Annotated in this window: 31 protein-coding genes; 7 read left to right on the plus strand and 24 right to left on the minus strand. The window is 32.3% G+C overall.

The window, feature by feature from the left end:
- Nucleotides 1-14: 14 nt before the first annotated feature.
- The 4 genes from IDG64_RS08945 to IDG64_RS08960 all read right to left on the minus strand — a co-directional run bounded on the left by IDG64_RS08945 (nt 15) and on the right by IDG64_RS08960 (nt 3,302).
- Nucleotides 15-1,352, minus strand: coding sequence for a sodium-dependent transporter (locus IDG64_RS08945; protein ID WP_000828721.1), 1,338 nt, complete (start codon nt 1,350-1,352; stop codon nt 15-17).
- 164 nt (nt 1,353-1,516) lie between these two features.
- A complete protein-coding gene (locus IDG64_RS08950; protein WP_000510435.1) occupies nt 1,517-1,630 on the minus strand; it encodes a hypothetical protein in 114 nt (37 codons plus the stop codon).
- Nucleotides 1,631-1,856: 226 nt separating this feature from the next.
- The gene (locus IDG64_RS08955; RefSeq protein ID WP_001220804.1) at nt 1,857-2,591 is read right to left on the minus strand and encodes an alpha/beta hydrolase; all 735 of its coding nucleotides are present in this window, start codon (nt 2,589-2,591) and stop codon (nt 1,857-1,859) included.
- A gap of 36 nt (nt 2,592-2,627) precedes the next feature.
- Complete coding sequence (locus tag IDG64_RS08960) at nt 2,628-3,302, minus strand: phosphatase PAP2 family protein (RefSeq protein ID WP_000565820.1); 675 nt, start codon at nt 3,300-3,302, stop codon at nt 2,628-2,630.
- Nucleotides 3,303-3,339: 37 nt separating this feature from the next.
- Here IDG64_RS08960 and IDG64_RS08965 point away from each other — a divergent pair, with 37 nt between their 5' ends.
- Nucleotides 3,340-3,756: a hypothetical protein gene (locus IDG64_RS08965; RefSeq protein WP_001789536.1), complete on the plus strand. Its 417-nt coding sequence runs from the start codon at nt 3,340-3,342 to the stop codon at nt 3,754-3,756.
- A 228-nt stretch (nt 3,757-3,984) separates the two neighbouring features.
- Here IDG64_RS08965 and IDG64_RS08970 read toward each other — a convergent pair whose 3' ends face one another.
- From IDG64_RS08970 to IDG64_RS08980, 3 genes are all read right to left on the minus strand, one after another.
- Nucleotides 3,985-4,347: a Na-translocating system protein MpsC family protein gene (locus IDG64_RS08970; RefSeq protein ID WP_000831495.1), complete on the minus strand. Its 363-nt coding sequence runs from the start codon at nt 4,345-4,347 to the stop codon at nt 3,985-3,987.
- Between the two features lie 161 nt (nt 4,348-4,508).
- Nucleotides 4,509-7,214 carry a DUF2309 domain-containing protein gene (locus tag IDG64_RS08975; protein ID WP_000211549.1) on the minus strand — a complete coding sequence of 902 codons (2,706 nt, stop codon included), beginning with the start codon at nt 7,212-7,214 and terminating at the stop codon, nt 4,509-4,511.
- A gap of 12 nt (nt 7,215-7,226) precedes the next feature.
- On the minus strand, nt 7,227-8,711 hold the full coding sequence (locus IDG64_RS08980; protein ID WP_000948300.1) for an NADH dehydrogenase subunit 5: 1,485 nt from the start codon (nt 8,709-8,711) through the stop codon (nt 7,227-7,229).
- Between the two features lie 520 nt (nt 8,712-9,231).
- Here IDG64_RS08980 and IDG64_RS08985 point away from each other — a divergent pair.
- The 4 genes from IDG64_RS08985 to IDG64_RS09000 all read left to right on the plus strand — a co-directional run bounded on the left by IDG64_RS08985 (nt 9,232) and on the right by IDG64_RS09000 (nt 9,640).
- The gene (locus IDG64_RS08985; protein ID WP_014373781.1) at nt 9,232-9,297 is read left to right on the plus strand and encodes a phenol-soluble modulin PSM-alpha-1; all 66 of its coding nucleotides are present in this window, start codon (nt 9,232-9,234) and stop codon (nt 9,295-9,297) included.
- Nucleotides 9,298-9,328: 31 nt separating this feature from the next.
- Nucleotides 9,329-9,394, plus strand: coding sequence for a phenol-soluble modulin PSM-alpha-2 (locus IDG64_RS08990; protein WP_014373780.1), 66 nt, complete (start codon nt 9,329-9,331; stop codon nt 9,392-9,394).
- A gap of 51 nt (nt 9,395-9,445) precedes the next feature.
- Complete coding sequence (locus tag IDG64_RS08995) at nt 9,446-9,514, plus strand: phenol-soluble modulin PSM-alpha-3 (RefSeq protein ID WP_014373779.1); 69 nt, start codon at nt 9,446-9,448, stop codon at nt 9,512-9,514.
- A gap of 63 nt (nt 9,515-9,577) precedes the next feature.
- On the plus strand, nt 9,578-9,640 hold the full coding sequence (locus tag IDG64_RS09000) for a phenol-soluble modulin PSM-alpha-4 (protein ID WP_014532416.1): 63 nt from the start codon (nt 9,578-9,580) through the stop codon (nt 9,638-9,640).
- A 210-nt stretch (nt 9,641-9,850) separates the two neighbouring features.
- Here IDG64_RS09000 and IDG64_RS09005 read toward each other — a convergent pair whose 3' ends face one another.
- The gene (locus tag IDG64_RS09005) at nt 9,851-10,030 is read right to left on the minus strand and encodes a hypothetical protein (RefSeq protein WP_049872772.1); all 180 of its coding nucleotides are present in this window, start codon (nt 10,028-10,030) and stop codon (nt 9,851-9,853) included.
- Between the two features lie 267 nt (nt 10,031-10,297).
- Nucleotides 10,298-11,500, minus strand: coding sequence for a GTP-binding protein (locus tag IDG64_RS09010; RefSeq protein WP_001062979.1), 1,203 nt, complete (start codon nt 11,498-11,500; stop codon nt 10,298-10,300).
- A gap of 191 nt (nt 11,501-11,691) precedes the next feature.
- Here IDG64_RS09010 and IDG64_RS09015 point away from each other — a divergent pair, with 191 nt between their 5' ends.
- Entirely contained in the window at nt 11,692-11,892 is a 201-nt protein-coding gene (locus IDG64_RS09015) for a hypothetical protein (protein WP_072470803.1), read from the plus strand.
- A 322-nt stretch (nt 11,893-12,214) separates the two neighbouring features.
- Here the strand turns inward: IDG64_RS09015 and IDG64_RS09020 are convergent, their stop codons facing one another.
- The 12 genes from IDG64_RS09020 to IDG64_RS09075 all read right to left on the minus strand — a co-directional run bounded on the left by IDG64_RS09020 (nt 12,215) and on the right by IDG64_RS09075 (nt 21,737).
- A complete protein-coding gene (locus IDG64_RS09020) occupies nt 12,215-12,514 on the minus strand; it encodes a hypothetical protein (protein ID WP_029258562.1) in 300 nt (99 codons plus the stop codon).
- A gap of 27 nt (nt 12,515-12,541) precedes the next feature.
- Nucleotides 12,542-12,865, minus strand: a complete 324-nt coding sequence (locus IDG64_RS09025; protein WP_000971505.1) for a hypothetical protein — start codon at nt 12,863-12,865, stop codon at nt 12,542-12,544.
- Entirely contained in the window at nt 12,862-14,184 is a 1,323-nt protein-coding gene (locus tag IDG64_RS09030; RefSeq protein ID WP_000166024.1) for a lipase family protein, read from the minus strand. The genes IDG64_RS09025 and IDG64_RS09030 overlap by 4 nt, the downstream gene beginning before the upstream one ends.
- On the minus strand, nt 14,177-14,989 hold the full coding sequence (locus tag IDG64_RS09035; protein ID WP_000455736.1) for a tandem-type lipoprotein: 813 nt from the start codon (nt 14,987-14,989) through the stop codon (nt 14,177-14,179). Before IDG64_RS09035 ends, IDG64_RS09030 begins: the two co-directional genes overlap by 8 nt.
- 181 nt (nt 14,990-15,170) lie before the next feature.
- Nucleotides 15,171-15,956 (minus strand): tandem-type lipoprotein, encoded by a 786-nt coding sequence (locus IDG64_RS09040; protein WP_024936940.1) that lies wholly within the window; start codon nt 15,954-15,956, stop codon nt 15,171-15,173.
- A gap of 18 nt (nt 15,957-15,974) precedes the next feature.
- Nucleotides 15,975-16,766, minus strand: a complete 792-nt coding sequence (locus IDG64_RS09045; protein ID WP_024936941.1) for a tandem-type lipoprotein — start codon at nt 16,764-16,766, stop codon at nt 15,975-15,977.
- Nucleotides 16,767-16,801: 35 nt separating this feature from the next.
- The gene (locus IDG64_RS09050; RefSeq protein WP_001205665.1) at nt 16,802-17,608 is read right to left on the minus strand and encodes a tandem-type lipoprotein; all 807 of its coding nucleotides are present in this window, start codon (nt 17,606-17,608) and stop codon (nt 16,802-16,804) included.
- A gap of 60 nt (nt 17,609-17,668) precedes the next feature.
- Nucleotides 17,669-18,460 (minus strand): tandem-type lipoprotein, encoded by a 792-nt coding sequence (locus tag IDG64_RS09055; RefSeq protein WP_000269697.1) that lies wholly within the window; start codon nt 18,458-18,460, stop codon nt 17,669-17,671.
- Nucleotides 18,461-18,478: 18 nt separating this feature from the next.
- Nucleotides 18,479-19,264 carry a tandem-type lipoprotein gene (locus IDG64_RS09060; RefSeq protein ID WP_001058899.1) on the minus strand — a complete coding sequence of 262 codons (786 nt, stop codon included), beginning with the start codon at nt 19,262-19,264 and terminating at the stop codon, nt 18,479-18,481.
- Between the two features lie 27 nt (nt 19,265-19,291).
- Entirely contained in the window at nt 19,292-20,077 is a 786-nt protein-coding gene (locus IDG64_RS09065; RefSeq protein ID WP_000527388.1) for a tandem-type lipoprotein, read from the minus strand.
- A 47-nt stretch (nt 20,078-20,124) separates the two neighbouring features.
- The gene (locus tag IDG64_RS09070) at nt 20,125-20,907 is read right to left on the minus strand and encodes a tandem-type lipoprotein (RefSeq protein WP_000540909.1); all 783 of its coding nucleotides are present in this window, start codon (nt 20,905-20,907) and stop codon (nt 20,125-20,127) included.
- Between the two features lie 47 nt (nt 20,908-20,954).
- Nucleotides 20,955-21,737, minus strand: a complete 783-nt coding sequence (locus IDG64_RS09075; RefSeq protein ID WP_014533152.1) for a tandem-type lipoprotein — start codon at nt 21,735-21,737, stop codon at nt 20,955-20,957.
- 366 nt (nt 21,738-22,103) lie between these two features.
- Here IDG64_RS09075 and spn point away from each other — a divergent pair, with 366 nt between their 5' ends.
- Nucleotides 22,104-22,412 (plus strand): myeloperoxidase inhibitor SPIN, encoded by a 309-nt coding sequence (gene spn, locus IDG64_RS09080; RefSeq protein ID WP_000669519.1) that lies wholly within the window; start codon nt 22,104-22,106, stop codon nt 22,410-22,412.
- A 106-nt stretch (nt 22,413-22,518) separates the two neighbouring features.
- Here the strand turns inward: spn and IDG64_RS09085 are convergent, their stop codons facing one another.
- From IDG64_RS09085 to IDG64_RS09095, 3 genes are all read right to left on the minus strand, one after another.
- Entirely contained in the window at nt 22,519-24,081 is a 1,563-nt protein-coding gene (locus IDG64_RS09085) for an FKLRK protein (protein ID WP_001208887.1), read from the minus strand.
- Between the two features lie 19 nt (nt 24,082-24,100).
- The gene (locus IDG64_RS09090) at nt 24,101-24,799 is read right to left on the minus strand and encodes an exotoxin beta-grasp domain-containing protein (protein WP_000769136.1); all 699 of its coding nucleotides are present in this window, start codon (nt 24,797-24,799) and stop codon (nt 24,101-24,103) included.
- 392 nt (nt 24,800-25,191) lie between these two features.
- A partial coding sequence (locus IDG64_RS09095; RefSeq protein ID WP_206171307.1) for a restriction endonuclease subunit S occupies nt 25,192-25,991 on the minus strand: 800 nt, incomplete at its 5' end.

The following is a 25,991-nucleotide window of genomic DNA, read 5'->3' on the forward strand; positions in this document are numbered from 1 at the left end:
GATGCTTCTATATATTAACTAAATAATTGCACGATAAAGACTAAAATAATAACGGCAGGCATCGCATACTTAATTAAGTAATACCAACCACTGAATAATCTAAATCGATCTTTACCAAAATATTGTTGTAATAATTTTTTATCTAATAATTGTCCTACGACAAGCGTAGTACCTAATGCGCCTAATGGCATCAATACATTCGAAACGATGAAATCCATATTATCAAAAATCGTTCCCGCACCGAATCTTACATCTTTTAAGATACCAAAAGATAAGGTTGCTGGAATACTAATGATAAATACTAAAATACTACCAATCACTGCGACTTTTTTACGTTTTGTATTGTCATTCTTCGTGAAGTTAGAAACATTTAATTCTAATAAAGAAATAGATGACGTTAAAGCCGCAAATAAGAACAGCACTAAGAATCCCAAATAGAATAATGTGCCTAGATGCATTTGACTAAAGACCATTGGTAGTACTTTAAATAATAATCCAGGCCCTTCTTGTGGTTCATAGCCAAAACTATGTAACGCCGGAAATATAGCTAGACCTGCCAATACAGATACAAAGATATTCATAACAACGATAGAAATAGCTGATGACTTAATCGTCATGTCTTTAGAGGCATAACTCGCATAAGTAATCATACCTGTAGTTCCTAATGATAACGTAAAGAATGATTGGCCTAGCGCAAACAAGATACCGTCAGCAGTAATCTCTGATACTCTTGGTTGTAAAATAAATTTCACACCTTCTAAGGCACCATCTAATGTTAAAGACTTAATCACAATGATGATTAAAAAGACAAACAGCAATGGCATCATAACTTTTGATGCCTTTTCTAATCCTTTTTCAACACCTAACATGACAATAATCATCGTAGCGAATATGAATATACCTTGCCCTAGAACGGTTAACCAAGGATTTGATATTACCGCTTCAAAATTCATTTCTTGGAGATGATTGATGCGTTGAAATATAACTAATTGCCATAAAACTTGTCCGATGTAAATGACAATCCAACCACCGATAACACTATAGAAGCCAAATAAAATAAACACTGCCAAATTACCGTTCCAGCCAATGATATTGAGCCATTTTTTACCAGTTAATTTACTATATATTTGTGTTGTATATGTCCGTCCCATTTTCCCAACAGTGAATTCCATAATGAGTAATGGCAACCCAACAAAAATGGTGAATATTAAGAACATAGCTAGAAAGGCACCGCCGCCATAAATCCCTGCCATATATGGGAATTTCCACATGGCACCAAGACCGATTGCAGAACCCGCACTAGCTAAAATAAATCCAGTTGATGACTTCCATTGTGATTGTTGTCTTTTCATCATTCACATCTCCTTTAAAGCGTTAAAGCGTCTACGTGTTTAAGTAACACTCTAACATGTATGTAAATAACATGCAATACACCTGCATCAAAATTGTTTCATTAATACGGTAGCGCCTGTATTTATCATAATATAGTCAACTCTTGTAATGTGTTGTCATTACGCTACATTAAAATTTCTGGTTCAACGCTGTATACGTGCGCCAACATCTCACCACATACAACACCATCTATATCCCCAACATCTCGCCACATAACAACTTCAGGTGCAATGCCCATAAAATTTCCACGACATTACAATACAAATCAACTTCTGGTATAACTCCATAATATTTCCACGACATTACAATACAAATCAACTTCTGGTATAACTCCATAATATTTCCACGACATCACACTACAAATTAACTTTAGCTAAGTTCCCTATACTATCACGCCACAAAAAACACTCAAATGACAAATATAATAACATCGTCACTCAAGTGTTAATTTTTAAAATCTTCAATTATGTTAAAGCATTGAAAAAGCGAATAACATTTTCTTCTAAAATATCTCTGCCTTCTCCATGCGTCATTAAATGATGCGAATCCTTCAGACCATTTAATTCTTTGTCTACTGATCCTAAATGTTCATAAATAAAATGTGCACTTGTTTCATAGGATGGCGCATCTTTACCACCAAATAATATATTAGCTGGCATTTTAATAACATTTAAATTTGTCATGATATCATCAATAAAATGTTGAAACTTCGTAATTTCACCTTCATAATCATCAATTGCTGCTAATTGCGCACTCGATGCTTGCTGATCTAAATTTAAAATATCCGACATGCGTTGACTATAATAAACTAAATGTTCTATTAAACCATCGTCACTCTTTTCCTTTGGTGCTGACATGACAGCGATACGTTTCAAAGGATAGTGTTGCGCCAATTTTAATGTCATTAATCCACCTAAAGACACACCAGTTGCACTGATAGATTCATAACCTTCATTGACTAAAAATTGGTAAGCTTTCTCAACTTCTTCCCACCAATCATCTACATTATATGTCATGAAATCTTTCAACAATAAACCATGACCTGGATAATTCGGTGCATAACAACTGAATCCTTGTGCATTTAACTCAGCTGCAAGATGCTTCACATCCCGATTTGTACCTGTAAATGAATGTAATAATAATATCGCATGTCCATTTGTACCTTTTAAATAAGATGGACTCGGTGTTTTAATTCTCATTTTTCTATATACCTCCACTATGTCTAAAGATGTTTGCTAAACGCGTTGTCGTCGATGATTAATAAAGTATGGGTATACCATTAAGAATAACGCTACCCAAATGATTGCTAGTGACGTGCCGCCAATGACATCTGAAAAGTAATGCGCATGAAAATAAAGGCGACAAAATAATATGCTAAGCCATAATATTCCCATAACTAGCGCACTCAACACTTTTGTTATTGTCTTAGCAGCAAGTGAAATAATTATGATCATTAAGGCGAAATATAATAATGTGCTGGCGTTGGAATGTCCACTTGGAAATGAAAAGCCTGTATCAACGGCTAAATGATTATATGGTCTTGGACGTAATACAGTATCTTTAATTAATTTGTTCATGATGACACCTGAAACCAAATATGTCACAAACCAAACCGCTAAATGCCTCTGTTTAATAAACAGTATGATTGTGACGATAATGGAAATCAACACGACACCTTTGACATCTCCAATTTCCGCACTAAACGTCATATAGTAATTAAACAAATTGTTAACATACTGACGTTGTGGCTCACCGAAATAATCTGTAAACCATGTTAATGATCCCATATCTATATTTTTAAGCCATTCTTGATTTGTCACTACACTGTAAAACATACCTATAAATACAATCAGCGCGATTAAAAATAAAGGCACTGTCATTTTCGGTGATGTTAATTTTTTATCTATCATCTTACAATCTCCTCGTATCATCATTTTCATTTTACAAATGTTATCCATAATATCAATGTGCCACAAATTTCACTTTACCGACAATATCAAAATTATAAAGTTCATATTGTTATGTATATTGCAAATAAAACATTGTATAATTGAAATAACAATATTTTGCTATTTTCAATTTAGTACGATCTATATTTATTATACAGAGGGGGTAAGGCGTATCAATAGAGTTATTTTTGTCTATATAGCGTTAATCATTACATTAGTTAGATTCTTTACCCCTATTCATCCATCGTTTTCAAATTTGATTTACTGGATATTTGTATTATATTTTATTCCTATTATACTATGCGTTATCGGTTTCAAGGCCGAAAAACTTATTGCAACAATGGTCATTATACCTAATTTTTTAGGAATACTTTATCGATTATATGCCTACGTCACACATATACTCTTTATGTAAAAGGATAGTAGGCATGTCTCGCAACAAATATGCTTGCGTCGACTTGTCACCATTCGCAAATTTTATGACATACGCCTTTCACGGGCTATATTCAGACCCACGCATTCATCCACGTAATAAACACATCATATAATAGAAAAACAGCACACCCAAATATATGGCGTTGCGCTGTTTAACCAAACATACTTCTATAGCTTTAATAAGCCAGCAGAAGCATACCTAACCTTCTTAAATATGCTTTTCCAAATTATCCTCAAGTTTGAATACGATAATACGTTCACCTGTAACTGTACTTAAATCACTATGGAAGCTCATCACTTTGATACCTGTAATTTTAAAAATGATATCATTCAAATCTTGCTCACCGGATTCAACTAATTCAGAACGTGTTCGTTTAATATTTAATAATCCTTCATTCGTACTACATACACGATATTCTGCTGGCGTTAAGATACCTTGTAAACTAATAATCACCATATCTCTTAAAATGTCTGATTTAACTGACAAGGAACCTCTGCCAAGGAAATCTTTTTCCCATTGCGTAATGGCTTTACTGATTTCAGCTTCGATTTCACCTTTCGTTCTTTTCATATCACTAACTCCAATAATATTAAAATTGATTACTTCATCTTTGTATCGTTATCACGACATCAACTATTACATTAAGTTTATCATTTTTAGTATATTTTAAGAAGCTAGAACATTGTAGATATGATGATATATTAGTTACTTAGCATCGCAACATTTCATCGTTAAATCCAACTTTTAAAACGCCCTTCCTCATTAACGCTCATTAAACGCAGCCAATGATTAGACACCTTCCTAGCGAAATGCTCATTATTCGCGAGTAGTCTAGCTACAACATAGTCGGGTGCCTGAATAACGACAAGCAAACGAATTGGCGAATGATACATCGTTCGATCAGCAGCCATAACAGATTGCCATGATAAGCCATACATCAGATCACTCGCATTACCTTGCATGACACCAACACCTGACGTGACGGTTTGTGTCGCTTTATTCCCACTTCCGTAAAAATGCGGCGCAACTGTCGACGCATAATATTGTAAATTAATCCATTGTGCCACAAGTGCCGGACCAGAAATGATGGTATTTAATAATGTGCCATCTTTATCTTTACGCCAATCATAATTGTGTAAAAATGTCCGCCCTTCTAAATCAATGCCTTTTGTTAATTGGCGTCGTCCAATTATAAATGATGCATTTTTAGCCAAGCCCCATTCTGGACGTACCTCACTCCAATCACTTGCAAACCGCTGTGCTTCTTCCACTGGATGATTCACACGACCAATCGTTGGCAGTTTGTCCAAACGTTCGCGATTCGCTTGTTCAGAAATCATCGGCATCGCGTCATTCAATGATTCATATGCATCTAGAGCTAAAGCTGATAATGTGTCTGGCACATATACCCATGCCAACGTATCAGTAGACGTATGATGTTCTGCTGCCGCAAAAACAGTTGTCTCTGGAATATACACACCTGATTGTTTTAATCCTTGTCTGACATTTGGACGATTACATATCATCGCTAATAACTTAGCATTAAAACCGCTTGATGCGCCACCACAAGCCCCACATTCAAGTGATGCATGATGTGGATTATTGTGAGAATGACTAGCATGACCTGCTAACACAACGAACGGCGCAAATGCTTCGGTTAAATCCATCAATTTCAACGCTTGTAACGCGAAATCAATTTGCTCTTGCTCAGTAAATCCAACAGGTAAGTCTGATGTTCGGTCAAACTCACGATCAATCGTTAACTTTGTTTCAGGCTTTTTCAACCATTTTTGTTTTATTTTTTGTAAAGACGCGCGACTTTTTCTAGGCATAATCGAATTGACAATGGTACTCAAACTTAAAAATGGCCCACTTAATTCAGGCAATAACAGACTAGGCATAACATTATTTTTCATCAATTTAAATGTGTAAAACATCGATGACATTGTCTGTTGCTGTTGTCGATAAACATTCATATCGTAGCGGTCTGCAAATTCTTTAATGCGATATGCCGGCGGTACCATGACAGGTAATGAATCATGTTTGAATTGTTCGTCTACGGCATCTTTTTGAATAGGTAATCCAAAGAAACCTGCAATACCAATCGTTTCAAAGGGACCTGCTGCTTCGATATGTCTACGAAATGGTTCTGAACGAACATCTATACAAAATGCAATTTGCACTTTCGTTGATGTGCCCACCTGATTTAGCTCGCTATTATTTTCATCAACTGCTTGTGTATCATTTAACGATACTGAATGTAACTGATTAGCGTTGTCATTTTCCGAAACATTTACTTGATTTGCATCTAATGCGCCCGCCACACTTTCATGACCTGCTTTAATTTTTTGTTTTAACTGAGATTCGTATGTCATTTCCCAGGCAATTAGCCATAAATTTTTAAATACATTTTTATTCATAGTTGCTGCAAAATGAATAAACGTTTGAATTTCATTGACGTCATGTTGTAGTAATACATCGCTAGGCATATCACTGTAGTAACACCATGATGCAACAGTTTGCTTAAACCAATTTTCCGATCTACTTTCACAGTCTTTAGTGACTGACTTAAACTCATCACCAACTAGCAATTGTTCGACAACTAACCGAATTGCCAAATAATCCGTTAACAAATGTTGTTCAAAGTGATGCTGTTGTGAACGGTAATACAACATACCTGCCCAACCCGGTAACGCCAAAAGATGTCCTTCAACATAAGCTTGGTAGTCTTCCTGATCTATTGAAAAATAAGTTAATACTGACTCTATCGTCATTTCAGGATCATTGGGTAAGCCTTTAATCACTTGGCGCTGTGCTTTAGTAAAACTATGGTCATGTTGCGCTAAATGCAACCATGCATGGTAAAAACTTTGCTCACGCTTCGGCATTGTCCAACTCGATAGAAATTGATCGATATAAAGTTTCGTCCATTTAATCATTTGACGATTCACTTGTTCGCTAAGTGGCTCACCTTGTTCATCTATTATTGCATCACTCATCGGACGTACATCATAGTGATGATATGATTCAGCCATATCACGTTTTGATTTTTCTAATAGTAGATCAGCAACAACATCAACATTTGAATGATTCATATATGATGCAGGTACGTCTTTTAATGTTTTAATGTTATCAATATAAAGATTGATGTAGTGTTGCGGGATATTGTAGTGATGTTCAAGTAACATATCAGTAACAAGTTGATTAAAGACACTTTCATCTAATTCACCACGTGCCACAGCACTTTCTATTAATGCTTTATTTGGGAAAATATCCACATCGCGAACGTCACGTAACCATTTTGCGACATCTTCAAACGTATCCGCTTCTAATCCTTCCCAGGGGTTACGTGCTGCAAAAATCGAAATCGGTGATAATGGTGTAATAACACGTTTCGCATTTTCAATGACTGAATTGATATTTAACTGTGTTGTCATACCTTTCACCTCCTATAAATACTTCTTCAAATAATTCGGATGACTTTCTATCGCTTTCGAGCGTGCTTCACCTAGATTAACTAACCACACGTACAATACCGCAAAAGTCTTAGAGTATCGATGACGCGCTACCCAGATACTTAATAAACTACCAAATATTAATATGACAACACTAATGATGACACTAATTGTAGGCGGTGTTGTCGCATATGTTGTTATATTTTGTAATACATCGTAAAAATAATTATGTGTGATGATGTAGATAAATGTCACAATTGAAATCAAAATCATGCCAACCAGACGTGCCATACGCCCTTTACTAAAGGCTACCATTTGATTCCAAGATACAAGTAATGACCATGCTAGAATGAGTGCACTTAACACTTCATATGCACTTCTGTCACTACTCATCCAAAACAGAAATGCCACGATAATAGCTAATACACGTCCCATGACAATCCAGCCATAAGCGTCTTTAGCAGATGCTTGTTTTGGAATATTGAATCGCTTCACGATAGAACCTGATTGTAAAAATAATGTTGCTTTAAAAATACCGTGCAATATTAAATGAATAATCGCTGCTGAATAGACACCTAGCGCACACTGAACTAACATAAAGCCCATTTGACTCATCGTAGAGCCGACTAACTGTCTTTTGTAATCCACTTGAACCAAGCTAATACCCGATCCTAACAATACAGAAATACTAGAAAGGATAAGTAATAATGATAACGCAAATCCATTATCAAATATCGGCGCAAAACGAGTTAGAATAACACCACCTGCATTCACAATTCCTGCATGCATAATTGCCGATACTGGCGTTGGTGCTGTTACAGATTCAATCAACCATCGATGAAATGGAAATTGTGCTGCTGGTATCATGACAGCTAATACAAGTAGTACATTCGTCAACAATGACCATGTCGAATTAGACATATGTTGAGGCACGCGCCACTCGCCAGTCGCAATATAAATAGTTACAATTGCTCCAACGAATGCAAGCCAACCACATAAAAATGTCATGCTTGATAATTTCGCAGACTCACGTGGCACTTTCCAAAAACGATTAACGTTCATCAGCAGTGTTAAACATAATAATGTCATACCCCAGCAGAGTGCCATCAGTCTTAAGTCTTCAGACATCCATGCTAAAGATGCAAACGACGTAATCGCAGTGAACAATGGAAAGTAATGTCTATAATGATGATCACCTAGTAAATATCGCATTGAAAACTTTTGAATAATAAAACCAAGCGCCATTACAAAGCCAGCTAATAACCAAGATAAACGATCTATTTTAAATGGACCTAAGACATGTTGACCATGAATACCGAAAAAGCCAATGACTGCAAATAATACTGGCATGACTAGTATGTATAAATGTAATTTAATATATCTCATTGGCATAACTGGTGCTAAAAACAACAAGCCACTTATCAATGCAATGATAAGCGCAATAACAAACAGTGAAAATAGCAATTGAAAACTTAACACTGCATAACCTCCTTATTTCTAATCTCTCGCATAATTGATTATGTATAAAAATAAAAACCTACAATAGTAGATTCTGTACATAATGGCAGAAAATTTACTATTGCAGGTTTCAGTTTAACTAGACACTGCATCACGGTACGTTGATATACCTTGTTGCATTGTTCTCTTTAAGCGTGCTCCCATGCACATATGTATATAAAATGTTACTTCTGTCTGTTCAATTCATCTTCATAAATATGCTTTGCCTAGACGAGACCTAACGTGTTATTCGTTTTAAACTTATAACATAAAATATAATTAAATTTCTGCTTCATGTCAAATTCATGAGCTTAACCTCTATTAAACCAATGATTGTAAAGATTTTGTAAATGCACCTGTACAGTTAGGCAGTATTTCCCGTCCTTTTAAAATAAAAAATTCGCAGTTATGATCATAACAATTCAAGTTAGGAAAAAAATCAATTACGCACAAGATAACTATGTACAATGAAGTTAACTCATAAGCAAAGGAGGTAATCTTAATGGGTATCATCGCTGGCATCATTAAAGTTATCAAAAGCTTAATCGAACAATTCACTGGTAAATAAGATTTCATAACAAACAAAGGAGGTCTTTCACATGGGTATCATTGCAGGAATCATTAAATTCATTAAAGGATTAATTGAGAAATTCACTGGTAAGTAAGTTATAAAAATCTCATAGATATGAACATCTTATTTGAAGGGGGCCATTCACATGGAATTCGTAGCAAAATTATTCAAATTCTTTAAAGATTTACTTGGTAAATTTTTAGGTAACAACTAATCTCAAACATTAACGATCAACAACTCATCACTATGTTAAATCAACATACAGGAGGACAAAACGATGGCTATTGTAGGTACTATCATTAAAATCATCAAAGCAATTATCGACATTTTCGCAAAATAATTTAAGCGAATTGAATACTTAAAATTCTCAGGCCACTATACCAATAGGGATGGTGGCTTTGCTTTGTGTTGATTTATTGATGTGAGGTAAGTCTTGTTAGTTTGTTGCAAATAATTGGTCTTGGTGTTTTTTGTATAGGATGTTCTTAGTGGGACGTACGGAATATTCGTGATCTTTGTAGTCTGACGCGTTATATTTTTGTGGCGTGTTTTATGTTTGATACACGAGGTCTGAGACATTCATGAATTGGCATGCGAAATCTTCATGATCTTCTTGATCTAGCACAAGATATATTGGCCACGTGCAGAATTGCGTTGCACGTTTAGACTGAAACACTCGTGTGACTGTAAGCGGTAATAGTACATTGATAGCTACATTTACTTCACTCATTTTTATGAACGTTAAACAATGATTGTACCTTCATTTGACAGTTGGTACGATGGTTTTATCATTTTCATCAACGCAAATATAAAAAGGACTAAGACACATACATGTCCTAGCCCTATGGATAAAATGCAAATTTCTGCTTTATCAAAGCTATCACACTTTAGATAGATTGAAAACAAAAAGATCCTAAGAACACCTTAACTTTTTATTAATTGTCATAAATTGCAAACAATTAAGCCACAATTCAAAAATGATTATACTTCATTCAACTTATCGTGCTGGTCTAATTTGCCATTGATATGGATCTTCAAATTGTTGCCAATCTGCATCAATTTCTTGCGCATTGACTAAGCATGCGTCGAGTTCTTTTGTTAATTTTTCTTCATCTAATTCTGTACCAATAATGACAAATTGTGTATGACGATCGCCATATTCTGGATCCCATTCAGCTGCGACATCTTGACGTTCTGCTAATATTTGTGTTTGTTGCGCTTCAGACATACTAGCCACCCAATATGTAACTGGATGAATATTGCAAGATGACCCTGCTTGAGATAATAAACATGCTACATGATTGTATTGTGCTAACCATACGATACCTTTTGATCGAACGACATTATTTGGCATGCTTTCTAACCAATCATTGAACCTTTTAGCATGGAAAGGTAGACGACGTTTATATACAAATGATGATATGCCATATTCTTCTGTTTCAGGCGTATGCGATGCATGACCACCAGACTCAAGTTCTTTGATCCATCCTGCTGACTCGCTCGCTTTTTCAAAATCAAAACGCTGCGTATTTAAGACTTCTTTTAAATCTACTTCAGAATTTGTTGTCTTAATAATTTTAGCAGTAGGTTGCAATGCGCTTAACACTTTTTCTAACTTTGCAAGTTCTTCTTCACTAATTAAATCAATTTTATTAATAATCAATACATCACAAAATTCAACTTGGTCAATTAATAAATCAGCAATCGAACGTTCATCTGTTTCATCAACGCTTTGATCACGATCCATCAATAAATCTTCTGAGTTGATGTCATGTACGAAGCGGTTAGCATCCACAACTGTAACCATTGTATCTAAAAGGCAAATCGCTGTAAGATCAATGCCAAGTTCATCATCAATATATGAGAAAGTTTGTGCAACAGGTACTGGCTCTGAAATCCCTGTTGACTCAATAACAATTTGATCGATGCCACCTTTTTTCACTAAACGCTCAACTTCTTTTAATAAATCGTCTCTAAGTGTACAACAGATACAACCATTAGAAAGTTCGACTAATTTTTCATCTGTACGCGATAGTCCCCCACCATCTGCGACAAGATCTTTATCGATATTTACTTCACTCATATCATTTACAATTACCGCGATACGTCGACCTTCTCGATTTTGTAAAATATGATTTAACAACGTTGTCTTCCCCGAGCCTAAATAACCACTTAATACCGTAACTGGAATTTTAGCCATATATATACCCTCACTTCAATTTATTTGTTTCGTTCATTTGCAAATAGGAATAATTCCGTTTTACATTATATAGGAGCATTTCATCTTTCGCAATCTTCGATAATAAAAAAATAGTATACTTAATTAAATTATTGAGCACTTTACTTTATAATGGAGACAAAGATATATCTCACTAAAGAGAATCGAGGTGTATAAACATGTTATTTGTCATTTTAGTTTTATATATCATTGGCATTGCATTTATTCTACTAAGTGTTTTTGGTTCTAAGACGGAAGGTTTATCTACGAAACATACTTTATATACAATTGGTAGTGCCATTATAACGATTGCTATTTTCATTTCAATTGGCTATGCCATTCAATACTTAACTGCAGCGCTTTATGGTTTATAAGGTGAAGATGATTTATGGCGGGTAGTTCCAGAGAGGTTAACTTGCGTTGATTTTGATAAAGTGATCATAGCTTTTGGTACTTGAGGATTTTGTTGTTGCTGTTTGGAATTTGGATATGTTTAATGCGGGACAGTAATTTAAGTTGTGTTTTTACATTTGTGAGTGTGATATTTCGATTCAGTTCGAATTACTTCACATGGGAATAAAATAAAAAGAAGCGGCCTAGTGTCAGTTGTGAATATACTGAAGCGCTCCCTCCAAAGTAGACATTGAAAAAATGAAAATTTTGAAGGGAGCTTTATTTATTAATACGATATGTCGCTCAGCTATTAATTTTTTTCAGGTCATCCTTAATGCTGTCAATCTCAGACATAGCACTTTTAACCCAATCTCCTTGAGCTGCGCCTTTAAAATTAGCTTTAAAAGCCTCGCAATGCTGTGCCATTTGTTCAATTAATACTTTTTCTTCACCTTTTAATCCGTTTTCAATATCTTTGTATTTATGCTTATGTTCAGGTGCAATAACTGTGCGAATATTTTCTTTTTGAGCATTCTTTATCATTGACTTTATATCCGGTACTATATCCGGTACTATATCCGGTCCTATAACTGGTCCTATCATTGGACTCATTTAATCTCCTCCAAATTATCAATCACTTAGTTTATCTAACTGCTTTTCATAAGATTTTTTTAAGTCTTCTTTATATTCTTCTAATTTCCATTCTTGCTTTCTAATTATCTCATTGATTTCTTGCTCATACGCTTCTATATTTCTCGTCATTTTCCTTTGGGCATCTTCACTATAATTCATTTCGTGTTTCAAATATTGAAAAACATCATAACTACGTTCATTTTCTTTTCGAGTTCTGTATCTAAGTTCATTCAAATTTTGCAGTTCATTCTCTATACGTTTTTTCTCAGAATTATATGATACTTCTAATTCATTTTTATTATTAATTTGATTAAACATCATAGTAATCCACCTATTTGCGATGCAAGTGCTTGATCTTTATCAACGATTTCATTAATACTAGATCTAACTCTTGTAATATAATTTGATATAGATGAACCTATTGTTGAAAGTTGTTTTTCTTTTGCAGATATCATTTGTTTAGGTTCCCCTACCATACTACTTTCATTCACATGACCTTCATCTAAAGCTTCTAGCACTTCATTCACGGTTATATCTTTACCTACAGCGTTTCCAGCTTTTTGCGCGTCTTCCCAATTTTTTTCAAATTTCTTTTTCTTTTCATTATACATTTTTTTGATTTGATTAATTTCGTCCTCTATCAGTTGATTGAATGACTGCGCAATTGTTAAAGCTGTTAAACTTTCTAAAACTTTCTGTTGCGAAGAAGATAACCAACCACCATTTGTAGTCATCATATTGGCTCTAAGTAATTCTATACTAGCTAATTTAGACATAGCATTATTAGAATTTTTTACGAACGACTTATTATTTTCTTCTACATAACCTTGTACTTTTTTAAGTTCTTTTTTTATAGCTTTTTGTTCTTGTTCAGTTAAAAATCCAGCCATATCATGTGACTTGCCGTTATGAACCACAATTTCATTACCGAAATAAGTATAATTCGTATATCCCTTTATAATATTAGTTAACCAATCCTTATCAGATACAATTCTAGTAATGTTACCTTTATAACCTTTATATAGTTTAAATAATCGGGAGTTATGATTTAAATACCTAGCTGCTATAGGAGCTGGATTATAAACAACAATATTCGGAATACCATTACTCATTCCTAATATTACCGCTTCTCTACCACCTAATGAATGCCCAGTTATAAAATCAATATCATACTTATTTTTTATTTTTTTGATGAACTCTTGTGTTTCTTCAAAATGTTTACTGTTATCAGAAGGAGGGAATGTTCCAATTTGGGCATCGGAAATTAAATCCTTTTTAGTCTCAGCTGAGTCAATTCTATCCTGTTTTGTTGTTGCAAAATCTGGTAGCAAAAGTTGCTTCGCAAGAGCTTCCTTTTTGAAATTTGTACCAGTCATGCCAATAATCACTTTCCCAGTATCTTTGTTTAGGAAAGCTGATGCTGTCACACCGTGTTTTTTATCTGTGTGACTATCTATATACTCAAGATTAGAAGGGAATTTTCCCCGTTTTTTTAATACTTCAAATTTTGTTTTCAATTCTCGATTTGATATTTTATTATTATTTGCATTTTCAACCTCATAAGCTAATTTTGAAACAGCACTCGTTGCTTCTGTTTCACTATTTAGTTTGCCATAATCCACTTCAAATTGTTTAGTCATTATTTCCACCTTTAGTTGGTCCGAAATTTAGAAAATCACTCATAAAAGTCTCATCCTCTTTATCCTTAGAAAACTTGTATTCTATCTGTTTATATCCAACTGAGCTACCTTTAATATCTCCGTCTATATGCAGTTTTAATATCGGAGACTTTTTGGCTGTAATTGGGTAATTTTCTCTAAGTTTTTTTACATTTCCATCACTATTATTAATTTTGTACTCTGCCTCATAATATGGAACATTTTCATTGATGGTTATTCTTCCATTTTTATAATTTTTCAAGTCTTTAAAATCGGCATATTGCCCGAAAAATTTAAAATTCTCTATTTTATGTTTAAGGTTTTCATCTTCTACTTTATCTAAAAGTACTATCTTATTATTTTTAAGTTCAACACGATAATTTTTTTCGCGTGTCATCTTACCCACTTCATCATAAGTTGTTCTTATAGTATAATACCCAGTTGCCGTCCTCGTATTTCTATTCAAATGCAGTACCATACCTTCACTATCCATTTCACCCGGTTTGTTGCTTTTAGCAAAATCTGTTGATATCGTCCACGTACCTTTATCGCCTTTTTTAAACTCACCATCTCGATATCCTTCTTTGTCATATAGATCCTCGAGATTCTTAATTGGATACATATCTAACGTTTTCGCAAAACTCTTTTTGATTTGCTCTTCTTTTGAATCTGTTTTATTCGTTTGTTCCTCTTTTTTCTGTTCATCTTTCATATTTCCACATCCCCCAATAAAAATGATTAAAAGTAATACACTCATGTACAAAGCAATTTTTTTTATATACTCCATCATTTCACATCTCTCTGTTTTAATTTTATAAACATTTGAATATTTCATACAACTTATTAAAATAGTGATTATTCAACTTTTATGTTATCAAACAAAACTAACTTATTCAATTTAATACATGTAATTCATTTAACTTTATTATTAAATGTTCTAACGTTATTTTTTATATTAGTAATTATATTTATTTATCCTCGCTTGGATTAAAGTAGACACTATCTGTGAAGTAAATATTTTCTCCCTTATTTTCAACAAAGGTAAATTCAATATTTTTATATCCAACTGATGAGCCTTTTAGATTACCTGACCCTTTCAATAATAATTTAGGCGCTTTTTTCGTCGGGATATTATATCGCTTCCTTAATTGTTCAACATTGTAATCACTGTTTTTCAATTGATATTGAGCAGAGTATATTGGTACTTCTGGGTTATATGACACTTCACCATCTTTATAGTTTTCCAATTCTTTGAAATTCCCGTATTGCACAAAGAATTTAAATTCTTCAATTTCTTTTTTTACTTTTTCGTCATCGATTGGTTTTAATGGAATGATTTTATTCTTTTCCATTTTTACAGGATACATTTTTGTATGATTGTGTGTCATTCCATCGCTATCTTCAACAACTTCTCTAACAATATAATTCCCTTTAGCCGTTCTAGTATTTCTGTTAATTTCTAAAACTACTCCCCTAGATTCCAGGTTTTCTCCTTTTAATTGGATTTTCATTTCAGATCTAATTAGCCAAGTCCCTTTATCATCTTTTTTAAATTCTCCATCTCGATATCCTTCTTTGTCGTATAAATCCTCGAGATTCTTAATTGGATACATATCTAACGTTTTCGCAAAGCTCTTTTTGATTTGTTCTTCTTTTGAATCTCCCATGATCTTATTACCACCACCGCAAGATGTTACAAAAATGATTAGAATCAACAGGATTATGCACAATCTGATCCTTTTTATAGACCTCATTGTTTCACACCATCCTTATCATTTGTCATCTTTATTAGTTTTCGCTGGCTGGTAATCCAAAGAATCTATTACTGATAAATGGCTATTTTCGCGTTTTGAAAAATCAATTTCTAACTTCCTATCTCCAACGGAACTTCCTTTCAAATTACCATCAATATGCATTTTTAATACCGGTGATTTATCAGTAGGAATATTATAACGACTTCTTAATTGCTTAACATTTTCATCTTTATTACTCATTTTATATTTCACGTCATAACTTGGAACATTCTCATTAATTGAGACATCACCATTGCTGTAGTTTTTCAATTCTTTAAGATTTGCATATTGTCCAAAAAACTTAAAATTTTCTATTTTTTGTTTAAGCTTTTTATCTTCTACTTTATCCAATAAAATGATTTTATTATTTTTCATTTTAACTTTATAATTTTTTCTATAAGGTAATTTATACTTGCGATAAAACGTCCTGACAAAGTAGTACCCCTTAGCTGTACGTGTGTTTCTATCTAAGCTCAAGAACATGCCTTCATTACTTAGCTCACCCGGTTTATTACTTTTGGCGAAATCTGTATACATCGTCCAAGTCCCTTTATCGCCTTTTTCAAACTCACCATCTCGATATCCTTCTTTGTCGTATAAATCCTCGAGATTCTTAATAGGATACATATCTAACGTTTTCGCAAAGCTCTTTTTGATTTGGTCTTCTTTTGCTTTTTCAGCAGTAACACTAGATTTATCACAGCCTATTATAAAAATACTCAAAGCCATAATGCTTATGTACAATACGTCTCTCTTTAAATTTCTCATTATTCCACATCTTTCTTGTCTGATTTTTTATTGAATCTCTACTGATTATCTTTTGATGGGTTAAAATTTAAAAAATCACTAACAGAAATTTGGTTATCTTTTTGCTTTGAAAAGATATATTCCACTTTTTTATATCCTATCGAGCTACCTTTTATATCCCCATCTATATGAAATTTTAAAGTTGGCGATTCACTGGTTGTGATAGGATAAACATCTCTAAGTTTTTTTACATTACTATCACTATTTCCCATTTTGTACTCTGCTTCATAAAATGGCACATTTTCATTGCTCGATATTTTCCCGTTTTGATAATTTTTCAAGTCTTTAAAATCTGCATATTGCCCAAAAAATTTAAAATTTTCTATTTTATGTTTGAGTTTTTCATCTTCTACTTTATCTAAAAGGACTATTTTATTATTTTTTAGTTCAATACGATAATCTTTCCTTTGCGGCATCTTATCCTCTTCGTTATAAGTTTTTCTTACAAAGTAATATCCTTTAGCCGTCCGCCTATTTCTATTCAAATGTAATACCATACCTTCACTATCCAATTCACCCGCTTTATTACTTTTGGCAAAATCTGTATATATCGTCCACGTCCCCTTATCACCTTTTTCAAATTCGCCATCTCGATATCCTTCTTTGTCATATAAATCTTCAAGATTTTTGATTGGGTAAATATCTAATGTTTTCGCAAAGCTCTTTTTAATTTGGTCTTCTTTTGAGTCTTCTTTTGAGTCTTCTTTTGATTTTTTTGCATTCTCGCTTGAACTATTACAACCAATTATAAAAATACTCAACACCATAATGCTTATGTACAATACTACTCTTTTTGAATCCCTCATTTTTTCACTTCTCTTTATCATGTTAATATTTGTTGAGTACTATCAACCTTTGTGTTATTTTTAGTCACTTGGAATTAAGTTTAATCCATCTGAAAAATATATATTTTCTTTTTTATTTTCTATGAATATAAATTCAATTTCCTTATATCCAACTGAAGACCCTTTCAAATCCCCCGAACCTTTCAACAACAATTTAGGCGCCTTTTCTGTTGGAATATTATATCTTTTTCGTAATTCTTTAACATTATAATCATCATTTTTCAGTTTATATTTCGCTGAATAAATAGGAGCTTCAGAATTATAGGAAATGTCACCATTTTCATAATTCTCTATTCCTTTAAAACTGCCATATTGCACAAAAAACTTAAAGTTTTCAATTTCCTTTTTCAACTTTTCATCTTTTATCTCCTCAGTTGGAATAATTTTATTGTTTATCATTTTCACAGGATACTTTTTTTCTGTTTCTCTTTCATCAAGGCTTTTTCTTGAATCTATTTCTTCTATTGAAAAATAACCGGTTGTGGTCCTAGTATTTCTATTCATGTATAATATCATGCCTCTTGAAGTTAAACTTTTACCTTTTGGTTGAATTATCATTTCAGATCTAACAACCCACGTCCCTTTGTCTCCCTTTTTAAATTCTCCATCTCGATATCCTTCTTTGTCATATAAATCTTCAAGATTTTTGATTGGGTACATATCTAAAGTTTTCGCAAAGCTCTTTTTGATTTGTTCTTCCTTTGAATCTTCTTTTGCTTTTTCAGCAGTAACACTAGATCTATCACAGCCTATTATAAAAACGCTCAAAATTATAACATTTGTGTACATTCCAATTCTTTTTATTGACCACATTGTTTCACACCATCCCTATCATTTATCATCTTTATTTTTGGCAGGTTGAAAATTTAATGAATCGACTACTGATAATTCGCTATTTTCTTCTTTTGAAAAGTCTATTTCTAACTTTTTATATCCAACGGAACTGCCTTTTAAGTCCCCATCAATGTGCATTTTTAATATTGGAGCTTTATCAGTAGGAATGTTATAACGGCTTCTTAATTGCTTAACATTTTCATCTTTATTACTCATTTTAAATTTCGCGTCATAACTTGGAACATTACTATTAATTGAAACGTCGCCATTGTTGTAACTTTTCAAACTCTTGAAATCGGCATATTGTCCGAAAAATTTAAAGTTTTCTATTCTTTCTTTAAGTTTTTGATCTTCCACCTTGTCTAATAAAATAATTTTATTGTTTTTCATCTCAACTCTATAATTTTTACTATAAGAGTTTTCATGATTGTCATATATAGTATCTACAAAATAATATCCCTTGGCCGTTCGTGTATTTCTATCCAAATTTAAAACCATACCTTCATTATCTAATACACCTGGTCTATTACTTTTGGCGAAATCTGTGTAAATCGTCCACATCCCTTTGTCACCTTTTTTAAATTCGCCATCTCGATATCCTTCTTTATCATATAGGTCCTCGAGATTTTTGATTGGATACATATCTAACGTTTTCGCAAAGCTCTTTTTAATTTGTATTTCTTTTGAATCTTCAGGAGTGTCAAATACGCCACTGCAACCTGACACTAATAGAATTAAGACCGATGTACCTATACACAACGCGCATTGCCTAAAATTATTCATTGTCCGTATCCCCTTTTTTCATCATAGTTAATAGTCCTCACTTGGGGTAAACTCCAAACTATCAGTAAAAAATACATTCTCTTCTTGATTCTCAACGAAGGTAAACTCAATGTCCTTATGTCCGATTGATGAACCTTTTAAATCTCCAGTACCTTTCAACAACAATTTAGGAGCTTTTTTGGTTTGAATATCATACATTTTACGCAATTGTTTTACATTATAATCATCATTTCTTAATTGAAATTTAGCAGAATAAGTAGGTGCTTCTGAGTTATATGAATAATCACCATTTTGATAATTCTTAAATCCTTTAAAATCACCATATTGTGAGAAAAACTTAAAGTTTTCAATTTCTTTTTTTATGCCTTCGTCATTAATTGGACCAATCGGTATTATTTTATTATTTACCATCTTTACTGGATAACGCTTTTCTTTATCTTCTGTCTTTTTTAATGTATCGTTACTTGTTACATCTACAATAAAATATCCTTTTGCCGTTCTTGTATTTCTATTTAAAAATAGATACATACCTCTTGATCTCATAATTTTACCTTTTGGCTGTTTAACCATTGCTGAACTGATAACCCATGTCCCTTTATCACCCTTTTTAAATTCGCCATCTCTATATCCTTCTTTATCATATAGGTCCTCGAGATTCTTAATTGGGTACATGTCTAATGTTTTCGCAAAGCTCTTTTTGATTTGTGTTTTTTTCGAATTTTCTTTTGTTTCATCACTTTTGCCACAACCTGCTACAATAACTATTAAAATCAAGATACTTATGTACAATGCAAAACTTTTTAAATTTCCCATCATTTCACGTCTCTCTGTTTTAGAATTATTTCTACATCTAATAAACTTTAGCTATCTTCATCAGACGGCCCAAAATTCACAAAATCTCTTACAGCTGTTTCTTGGTCTTTTACTTTTAAAAAATTATATTCTATATTTTTATAACCAACTGAACTTCCTTTTATGTCGCCATCTATATGTAATTTTAATACTGGCGACTTTTTGGTTGTGATTGGATAAACTTCTCTAAGTTTTTTTACATTTTTATCCGTATTACTTATTTGATATTCTGCATCGAAACTTGGTACATTATCTGCACTTGATATATTTCCATTTTTATAGTTTTTAAAATCTCTAAAATCAGCGTACTGACTAAAGAATTTAAAATTTTCTATTTTATTTTTGAGCTTTGCATCTTCTAATTTATCCAAAAGTACTATCTTATTATTTTTTAATTCAACATGATATTTTTTTTGTTGATCTTTTCCATTAAATTCATCATGAGCTTTACTCATATAATAATATCCTGTTGCCTTCTTTGTATTTCTATTAAGGAATAAAACCATACCTTCGTCATCTATTTCACCTGGCTTGTTACTTTTAGCAAAACTTGTGAGTAAAGTCCACATCCCTTTGTCACCCTTTTTAAATTCGCCATCTCGATATCCTTCTTTGTCATATAAATCTTCAAGATTTTTGATTGGATACATATCTAACGTTTTCGCAAAGCTCTTTTTGATTTGTTCTTCTTTTGAATCTTCTTTTGTTTCATTACCTTTGCCACAACCTGCTACCATAACTATTAAAACCAAGATACTTATGTACAATCCAATCCTTTTTAAATATCCCATCGTTTCACGTCTCTCTGTTTTAGAATTATTTCTACATCTAATTATCTTTAGCTATCTTCATCAGACGGTCCAAAATTCAAATAATCTCTTAATGTTGTCTCTTGATCTTTAACTTTTGAAAATTTATATTCTATTTTTTTGTATCCAACTGAACTTCCTTTTATATCACCATCTATATGTAACTTTAATATTGGAGCCTTTTTCGTTGTAATTGGATAAATATCTCTAAGTTTTTTTACATTTGTATCACTATTATTCAATTTGTATTCTGCTTCATAGCTCGGTACATTTTCATTAGTTGTTATACTTCCATCTTGATAATTTTTTAAATCTTTAAAATCGGCATACTGACTAAAAAATTTAAAATTTTCAATTTTTTGTTTAAGTTTTTCGTCTTCTACATTATCTAAAAGAACAATCTTATTATTTTTAAGTTCAACACGGTATTTTTTCTCATTCTGATTTTTGCTAATATCATCATAAATTTTATTTACAAAATAATAACCTGTTGCCTTTTTGGTATTCCTATTTAGATATAGCACCATACCTTCATCATCTATTACTCCTGGTTTGCTACTTTTTGAAAAACTTGTGAGTAAAGTCCATGTACCCTTATCGCCCTTTTTAAATTCACCATCTCTATATCCTTCTTTGTCGTATAAATCCTCGAGATTCTTAATTGGATACATATCTAAAGTTTTCGAAAAGCTCTTTTTGATTTGTTCTTCTTTTGAATCTTCTTTTGTTTCATTACCTTTGCCACAACCTGCTATCGCAAATATTAAAATCATAACGCTTATGTACAATGCAAACCTTTTTAAATATCCCATCGTTTCACGTCTCTCTGTTTTATACTTCATTTATATTCTCTTTTCATATAAATAATTAATTATTTTGTATATTTCTCTTTTACGTTACCAAAATATACATATACAATCAATTTAATTTATTAATTAAATTTGTACTTATTATTATGTTGCATCATTTTTTTATTATTGTTTCATTTGAATTAAAATATCTTCGAAATCTACTACTCAATACTAAGGAACTCAAGCATCGCACTAAAGATTAATTGCTTTTTAGCAATATTTGCCACTTTAACTATTTATTAAAAATTATTAAATCGACTTAATAAACGTAATTTTCTTAATATTCAGTGTTATGATGGAGTTACATTTTTTAGAGGAGTGATAGATATGAAATTTAAAAAGGTTTTAGTAGCTACGGCAATGGTAGGTGTATTAGCAACTGGCGTTGTTGGATATGGTAATCAAGCAGATGCGAAAGTGTATTCTCAAAATGGACTCGTACTACATGATGACGCAAACTTCTTAGAACACGAGTTAAGTTATATCGATGTGTTACTAGATAAGAATGCTGACCAAGCTACAAAAGACAACTTAAGATCATACTTCGCCGATAAAGGATTACATTCAATCAAAGACATCATCAACAAAGCTAAGCAAGACGGCTTTGATGTTTCAAAATATGAACACGTAAAATAAATTCAATAATGCTTTGTAACAAAGCACAAAAAACAGCTCAATGACGTTGAAGTCAGTGATTAACTCACTAGTTTCATTACATCATTAAGCTGTTTTATTTTATTAATTATTTTTCTAATTTTGGTGCCTTACGTTCAACTTTCTTTTCACCTAATGGATAGAACCAAGTAATTGGGAAATCATTAGTATCGAAACCAACTATTTTATCACCATATAACTTGTAGTAAGCAGGTGTATTTTCAAGTCTTTCATCAAATTCACGGTCTGCTTTTTGTTCAGGTGATTCATAAATATCAATTTCTTTAGTTACCAATTTGCTTAATAGTTTACCAGTAACAGGATCAACAACAGTAAAGTTTAAATTCTCACCATTGTATAACCTATAACCTGCATCAAAAGAGTCGAAGCTGAATTCTCCTTTTTCATTTACTTGTAAATCAGGGAATTCTTGCCCATCCCCTAAACTTGAGTAAACTTTTACGACAGCATTGGCAAATTTCGTTTTTCCTTCAATTACTTTAGTGGCGTTATTATTTGCTTGCGGAATACCAATACCACGCTCACTCTCGTATACAAAACCATAAATATCTTTGACATTCAAGTCCTCTAAACCATTATTTAGAGTTTTTACTTTTTCTACCTTTTCAGGATTATATTCTGTATATGCAGAAGCAATGTTATCAAAGCTTGTTACTTTTGTTTTGAAAATAATTGGTTTTAACGCCTCATCTTCATCTTCTGGTAAAAATGTCAAAGAAACAATATCATCTTTCTTTAAGTTTAAATTATCAAATCTTTTCTTTTTGAAATCAAAATCAAAATATCCTTTATCATCAATGTGCTTCCAGATACCTTCAATTCTTGATTTACCTTCTTCTTCAGTTAAAGTTTTTTTGCTTTTACCACTTTCTTCAAAATTAATAAATTTATTATTAATTGATAATGCAACTTTTCCTTTCACTGAAGTATGTCCTTTAATTATGCCTGTCCATTCAGTAATAGGTTCCACTAAAATCTGGTGATGATCGCCTTTCTTTTCTAATTGCTTATCAGGAATCTTATACGCACCTTCGTATCTTTGTGTAGTGTATGTAGCTGTAGCATCATTACTTGACTCTTCAACTTCTTCATTTTTCTCTATAGGTGATTCTATACTTTCACCTTTGTTATCCGAAGATTTTTTTTCAATTTCTTCCTCTTCGTCATCCTCTTCTAATCCATCTAAGGAAGATGATGAAACTTCTATTTCTTGGTTATGAACTATTTTACGATCTTTAAGTTTATATTCAAATTCTCCTTTTTCATCCGACATTACAAATCCACCATTATTATCTTCCACTGGTTCTACACTCTGTTTATCAATATTTAAAAGTATAATTTGATGTGGTAATGTTGTACCTTTGACAGATGTATCTCCAGGATTAACACTTCCTAATTTTACAAAGTTAGCAGGTTTATTTTGATCTTCACCTTTTTCATTTTCTTTATGTCCTGTATAATTCTCATTAATTTGTTTTGGCTGTGATGCTATATTACTAGAAGAATTTTTAGATTCTATATTTTGATTTTCAGATGCTTCTGCTTGTCCGTTTGTTATGATATATAACATTGTAATTGCAACTGATACTAAACCGACTTTTATTTTACGTAACTTAAAATTTTCCCTCATGATATGCTCCCTCGAATTTTTAGTTTAATTCAACATTAATTTCTTTTATTTTAGTACCATCAATTACGTCACCCATACGATGAGTTTGTAACTTTTTATTTAATTCAAACGTATAGTAGCCGCCATCTTTCATATTAATTCTAATTTTACTGTCTTTAGGTTCTGTTTTATAAAGATCATGATTATCAATTAAATGCTTTCTTAATTTGAAATCAAGTTCTTTTAATGAAATTTTTTCTTTAAAAATATCATAATTTTTTACAGACACAGATATGGTATTGGGACTTGTACTCTTTGATACTCTTAAGTTCACATTATTTGTAGTGTCTTTATAACTTTGAGTGTTTGGTGTAGTAATCCCACCAATTGTAGTCATTATGGCAGAACGACCTGTACCTTCAGGAACAGCAAACACATCAACATTTGTAACGTCGTCATTAGATTGAACCACGTCTCCCTCTTTACCTGTTAATGTAACATCAATTTGTTGACCATTTTGAGGAAATATTACTTTATCTCCTTCTTTATATCCGCTTAATCCTCTAAGATCAAAACTTGCTCCAGTATAATACGTCTTTAAATTTTGTGTATCTTTTGAAGTAACTGATAATCTGCTACTAGCTTCGTCTGCTTTTACTGGCTGAGCAGTAGTTGTAATCATCCCTGTTGTTAAAATCCCTAGTGCTAAACTTGCTTTAGCAATATTTTTTAATTTCATAATTCTATGCTCCCAATTTTTAGTCTATTTGATTTATTCTATTACGCAATACGAACAATCCTCATTCATTATAATGAGCAATGGTCGTGCTTCACATTAAACTTACTTTAACTAAAAATTAATCATTATTAAGTAATTTAATAAATAGTTAACTAATATCATTCAATTCCTATCGATCTACTCTCTTTTATTTACGAATAACACTTTATCTCAACTTAATCTTTATTTAACTACTTATTCTGTACACAATTTCGACACAAAAAAGACATCGTACTATCACAGTGTCTAAATTTAATGTTCGTATTTATTTCGATTTATTTTTACTATATTTTTAACTCGACGCAATCATTAAAATCAATTCGCCTTATCAAAATAGTTAATTCTTCTTACTCTTAAATAAACATTATTTGAAGCATTCCTTGTTTACGACTCTTCATTTTAATTAACTTCGATGCTTGCTTTTCAATTAATTCTTCTAGTGAGCTAATTAAATCTGCTATTTTATTCTGTTCTTCAAAAGGAGCTAAATAAATTTCCAAATTTTCGAAAGTGTTTTTATTAACTATTTGTGTAGCCGTTTTTCCTGCAATAGATTTCATGAACGTTGATAATGAATCAGAAATATAATAAAGATAATCTATATTTATATTTTCAAATGGAACTACTGCATTTATTTGTTGATTACACGAGCCCTGTTTTCTCAATATTGCGTTTTTTCCTATACTAGCTATACACGTAACCAATAGTGTATTTTCTGGTAATTGTCTTGCTTTTTTATAGCCTTCTTGGGTTAATTTGTTTTCACTTTCATAAATATTTTTACTATTATTAATGTCAGTAGGTGTAACCCAAACGTATTCACCCTTATTCCAATATATATTTTCTTTTTTACTTGGCGTGTTTCCTGTATAAACACAAGCTATTTCTTTTAGTTTCTTTTTCTCCCAATCCGGATAATCATTTCCATTCTCGTCCTTAAATCGCAATTCCTGTGAGAAGATTTTCTGCATATAGCCTTTTTTCTGTTGTTGAAGTAATTCAAGCTTTTGTTCTTCTAATTCAATTTGTCGGTCGAGTTTGCTGAAGAATTTACCTATTTTTTGCTGTTCTCTAAGCAGCGGATAAGAAGAACTAATACTATAAAAATCACTATGGTTTAAATCTGGTATCGTCGAAGATCCTGCTAAAGATA

It is taken from the genome of Staphylococcus sp. EG-SA-15 (genome assembly GCF_017151895.1).
GTDB lineage: Bacteria > Bacillota > Bacilli > Staphylococcales > Staphylococcaceae > Staphylococcus > Staphylococcus aureus.

What these genes read in the sequence shown, in the direction of transcription:
- IDG64_RS08945 (WP_000828721.1), bottom strand. Translation starts at nt 1,352, where the DNA reads ATGAAAAGACAACAATCACAATGGAAGTCATCAACTGGATTTATTTTA.
- IDG64_RS08950 (WP_000510435.1), bottom strand. Translation starts at nt 1,630, where the DNA reads ATGGGCATTGCACCTGAAGTTGTTATGTGGCGAGATGTTGGGGATATA.
- IDG64_RS08955 (WP_001220804.1), bottom strand. Translation starts at nt 2,591, where the DNA reads ATGAGAATTAAAACACCGAGTCCATCTTATTTAAAAGGTACAAATGGA.
- IDG64_RS08960 (WP_000565820.1), bottom strand. Translation starts at nt 3,302, where the DNA reads ATGATAGATAAAAAATTAACATCACCGAAAATGACAGTGCCTTTATTT.
- IDG64_RS08965 (WP_001789536.1), top strand. Translation starts at nt 3,340, where the DNA reads ATGTTATCCATAATATCAATGTGCCACAAATTTCACTTTACCGACAAT.
- IDG64_RS08970 (WP_000831495.1), bottom strand. Translation starts at nt 4,347, where the DNA reads ATGAAAAGAACGAAAGGTGAAATCGAAGCTGAAATCAGTAAAGCCATT.
- IDG64_RS08975 (WP_000211549.1), bottom strand. Translation starts at nt 7,214, where the DNA reads ATGACAACACAGTTAAATATCAATTCAGTCATTGAAAATGCGAAACGT.
- IDG64_RS09005 (WP_049872772.1), bottom strand. Translation starts at nt 10,030, where the DNA reads ATGAGTGAAGTAAATGTAGCTATCAATGTACTATTACCGCTTACAGTC.
- IDG64_RS09010 (WP_001062979.1), bottom strand. Translation starts at nt 11,500, where the DNA reads ATGGCTAAAATTCCAGTTACGGTATTAAGTGGTTATTTAGGCTCGGGG.
- IDG64_RS09020 (WP_029258562.1), bottom strand. Translation starts at nt 12,514, where the DNA reads ATGATAGGACCAGTTATAGGACCGGATATAGTACCGGATATAGTACCG.
- IDG64_RS09025 (WP_000971505.1), bottom strand. Translation starts at nt 12,865, where the DNA reads ATGATGTTTAATCAAATTAATAATAAAAATGAATTAGAAGTATCATAT.
- IDG64_RS09030 (WP_000166024.1), bottom strand. Translation starts at nt 14,184, where the DNA reads ATGACTAAACAATTTGAAGTGGATTATGGCAAACTAAATAGTGAAACA.
- IDG64_RS09035 (WP_000455736.1), bottom strand. Translation starts at nt 14,989, where the DNA reads ATGGAGTATATAAAAAAAATTGCTTTGTACATGAGTGTATTACTTTTA.
- IDG64_RS09040 (WP_024936940.1), bottom strand. Translation starts at nt 15,956, where the DNA reads ATGAGGTCTATAAAAAGGATCAGATTGTGCATAATCCTGTTGATTCTA.
- IDG64_RS09050 (WP_001205665.1), bottom strand. Translation starts at nt 17,608, where the DNA reads ATGAGGGATTCAAAAAGAGTAGTATTGTACATAAGCATTATGGTGTTG.
- IDG64_RS09055 (WP_000269697.1), bottom strand. Translation starts at nt 18,460, where the DNA reads ATGTGGTCAATAAAAAGAATTGGAATGTACACAAATGTTATAATTTTG.
- IDG64_RS09060 (WP_001058899.1), bottom strand. Translation starts at nt 19,264, where the DNA reads ATGAATAATTTTAGGCAATGCGCGTTGTGTATAGGTACATCGGTCTTA.
- IDG64_RS09065 (WP_000527388.1), bottom strand. Translation starts at nt 20,077, where the DNA reads ATGGGAAATTTAAAAAGTTTTGCATTGTACATAAGTATCTTGATTTTA.
- IDG64_RS09070 (WP_000540909.1), bottom strand. Translation starts at nt 20,907, where the DNA reads ATGGGATATTTAAAAAGGATTGGATTGTACATAAGTATCTTGGTTTTA.
- IDG64_RS09075 (WP_014533152.1), bottom strand. Translation starts at nt 21,737, where the DNA reads ATGGGATATTTAAAAAGGTTTGCATTGTACATAAGCGTTATGATTTTA.
- spn (WP_000669519.1), top strand. Translation starts at nt 22,104, where the DNA reads ATGAAATTTAAAAAGGTTTTAGTAGCTACGGCAATGGTAGGTGTATTA.
- IDG64_RS09085 (WP_001208887.1), bottom strand. Translation starts at nt 24,081, where the DNA reads ATGAGGGAAAATTTTAAGTTACGTAAAATAAAAGTCGGTTTAGTATCA.
- IDG64_RS09090 (WP_000769136.1), bottom strand. Translation starts at nt 24,799, where the DNA reads ATGAAATTAAAAAATATTGCTAAAGCAAGTTTAGCACTAGGGATTTTA.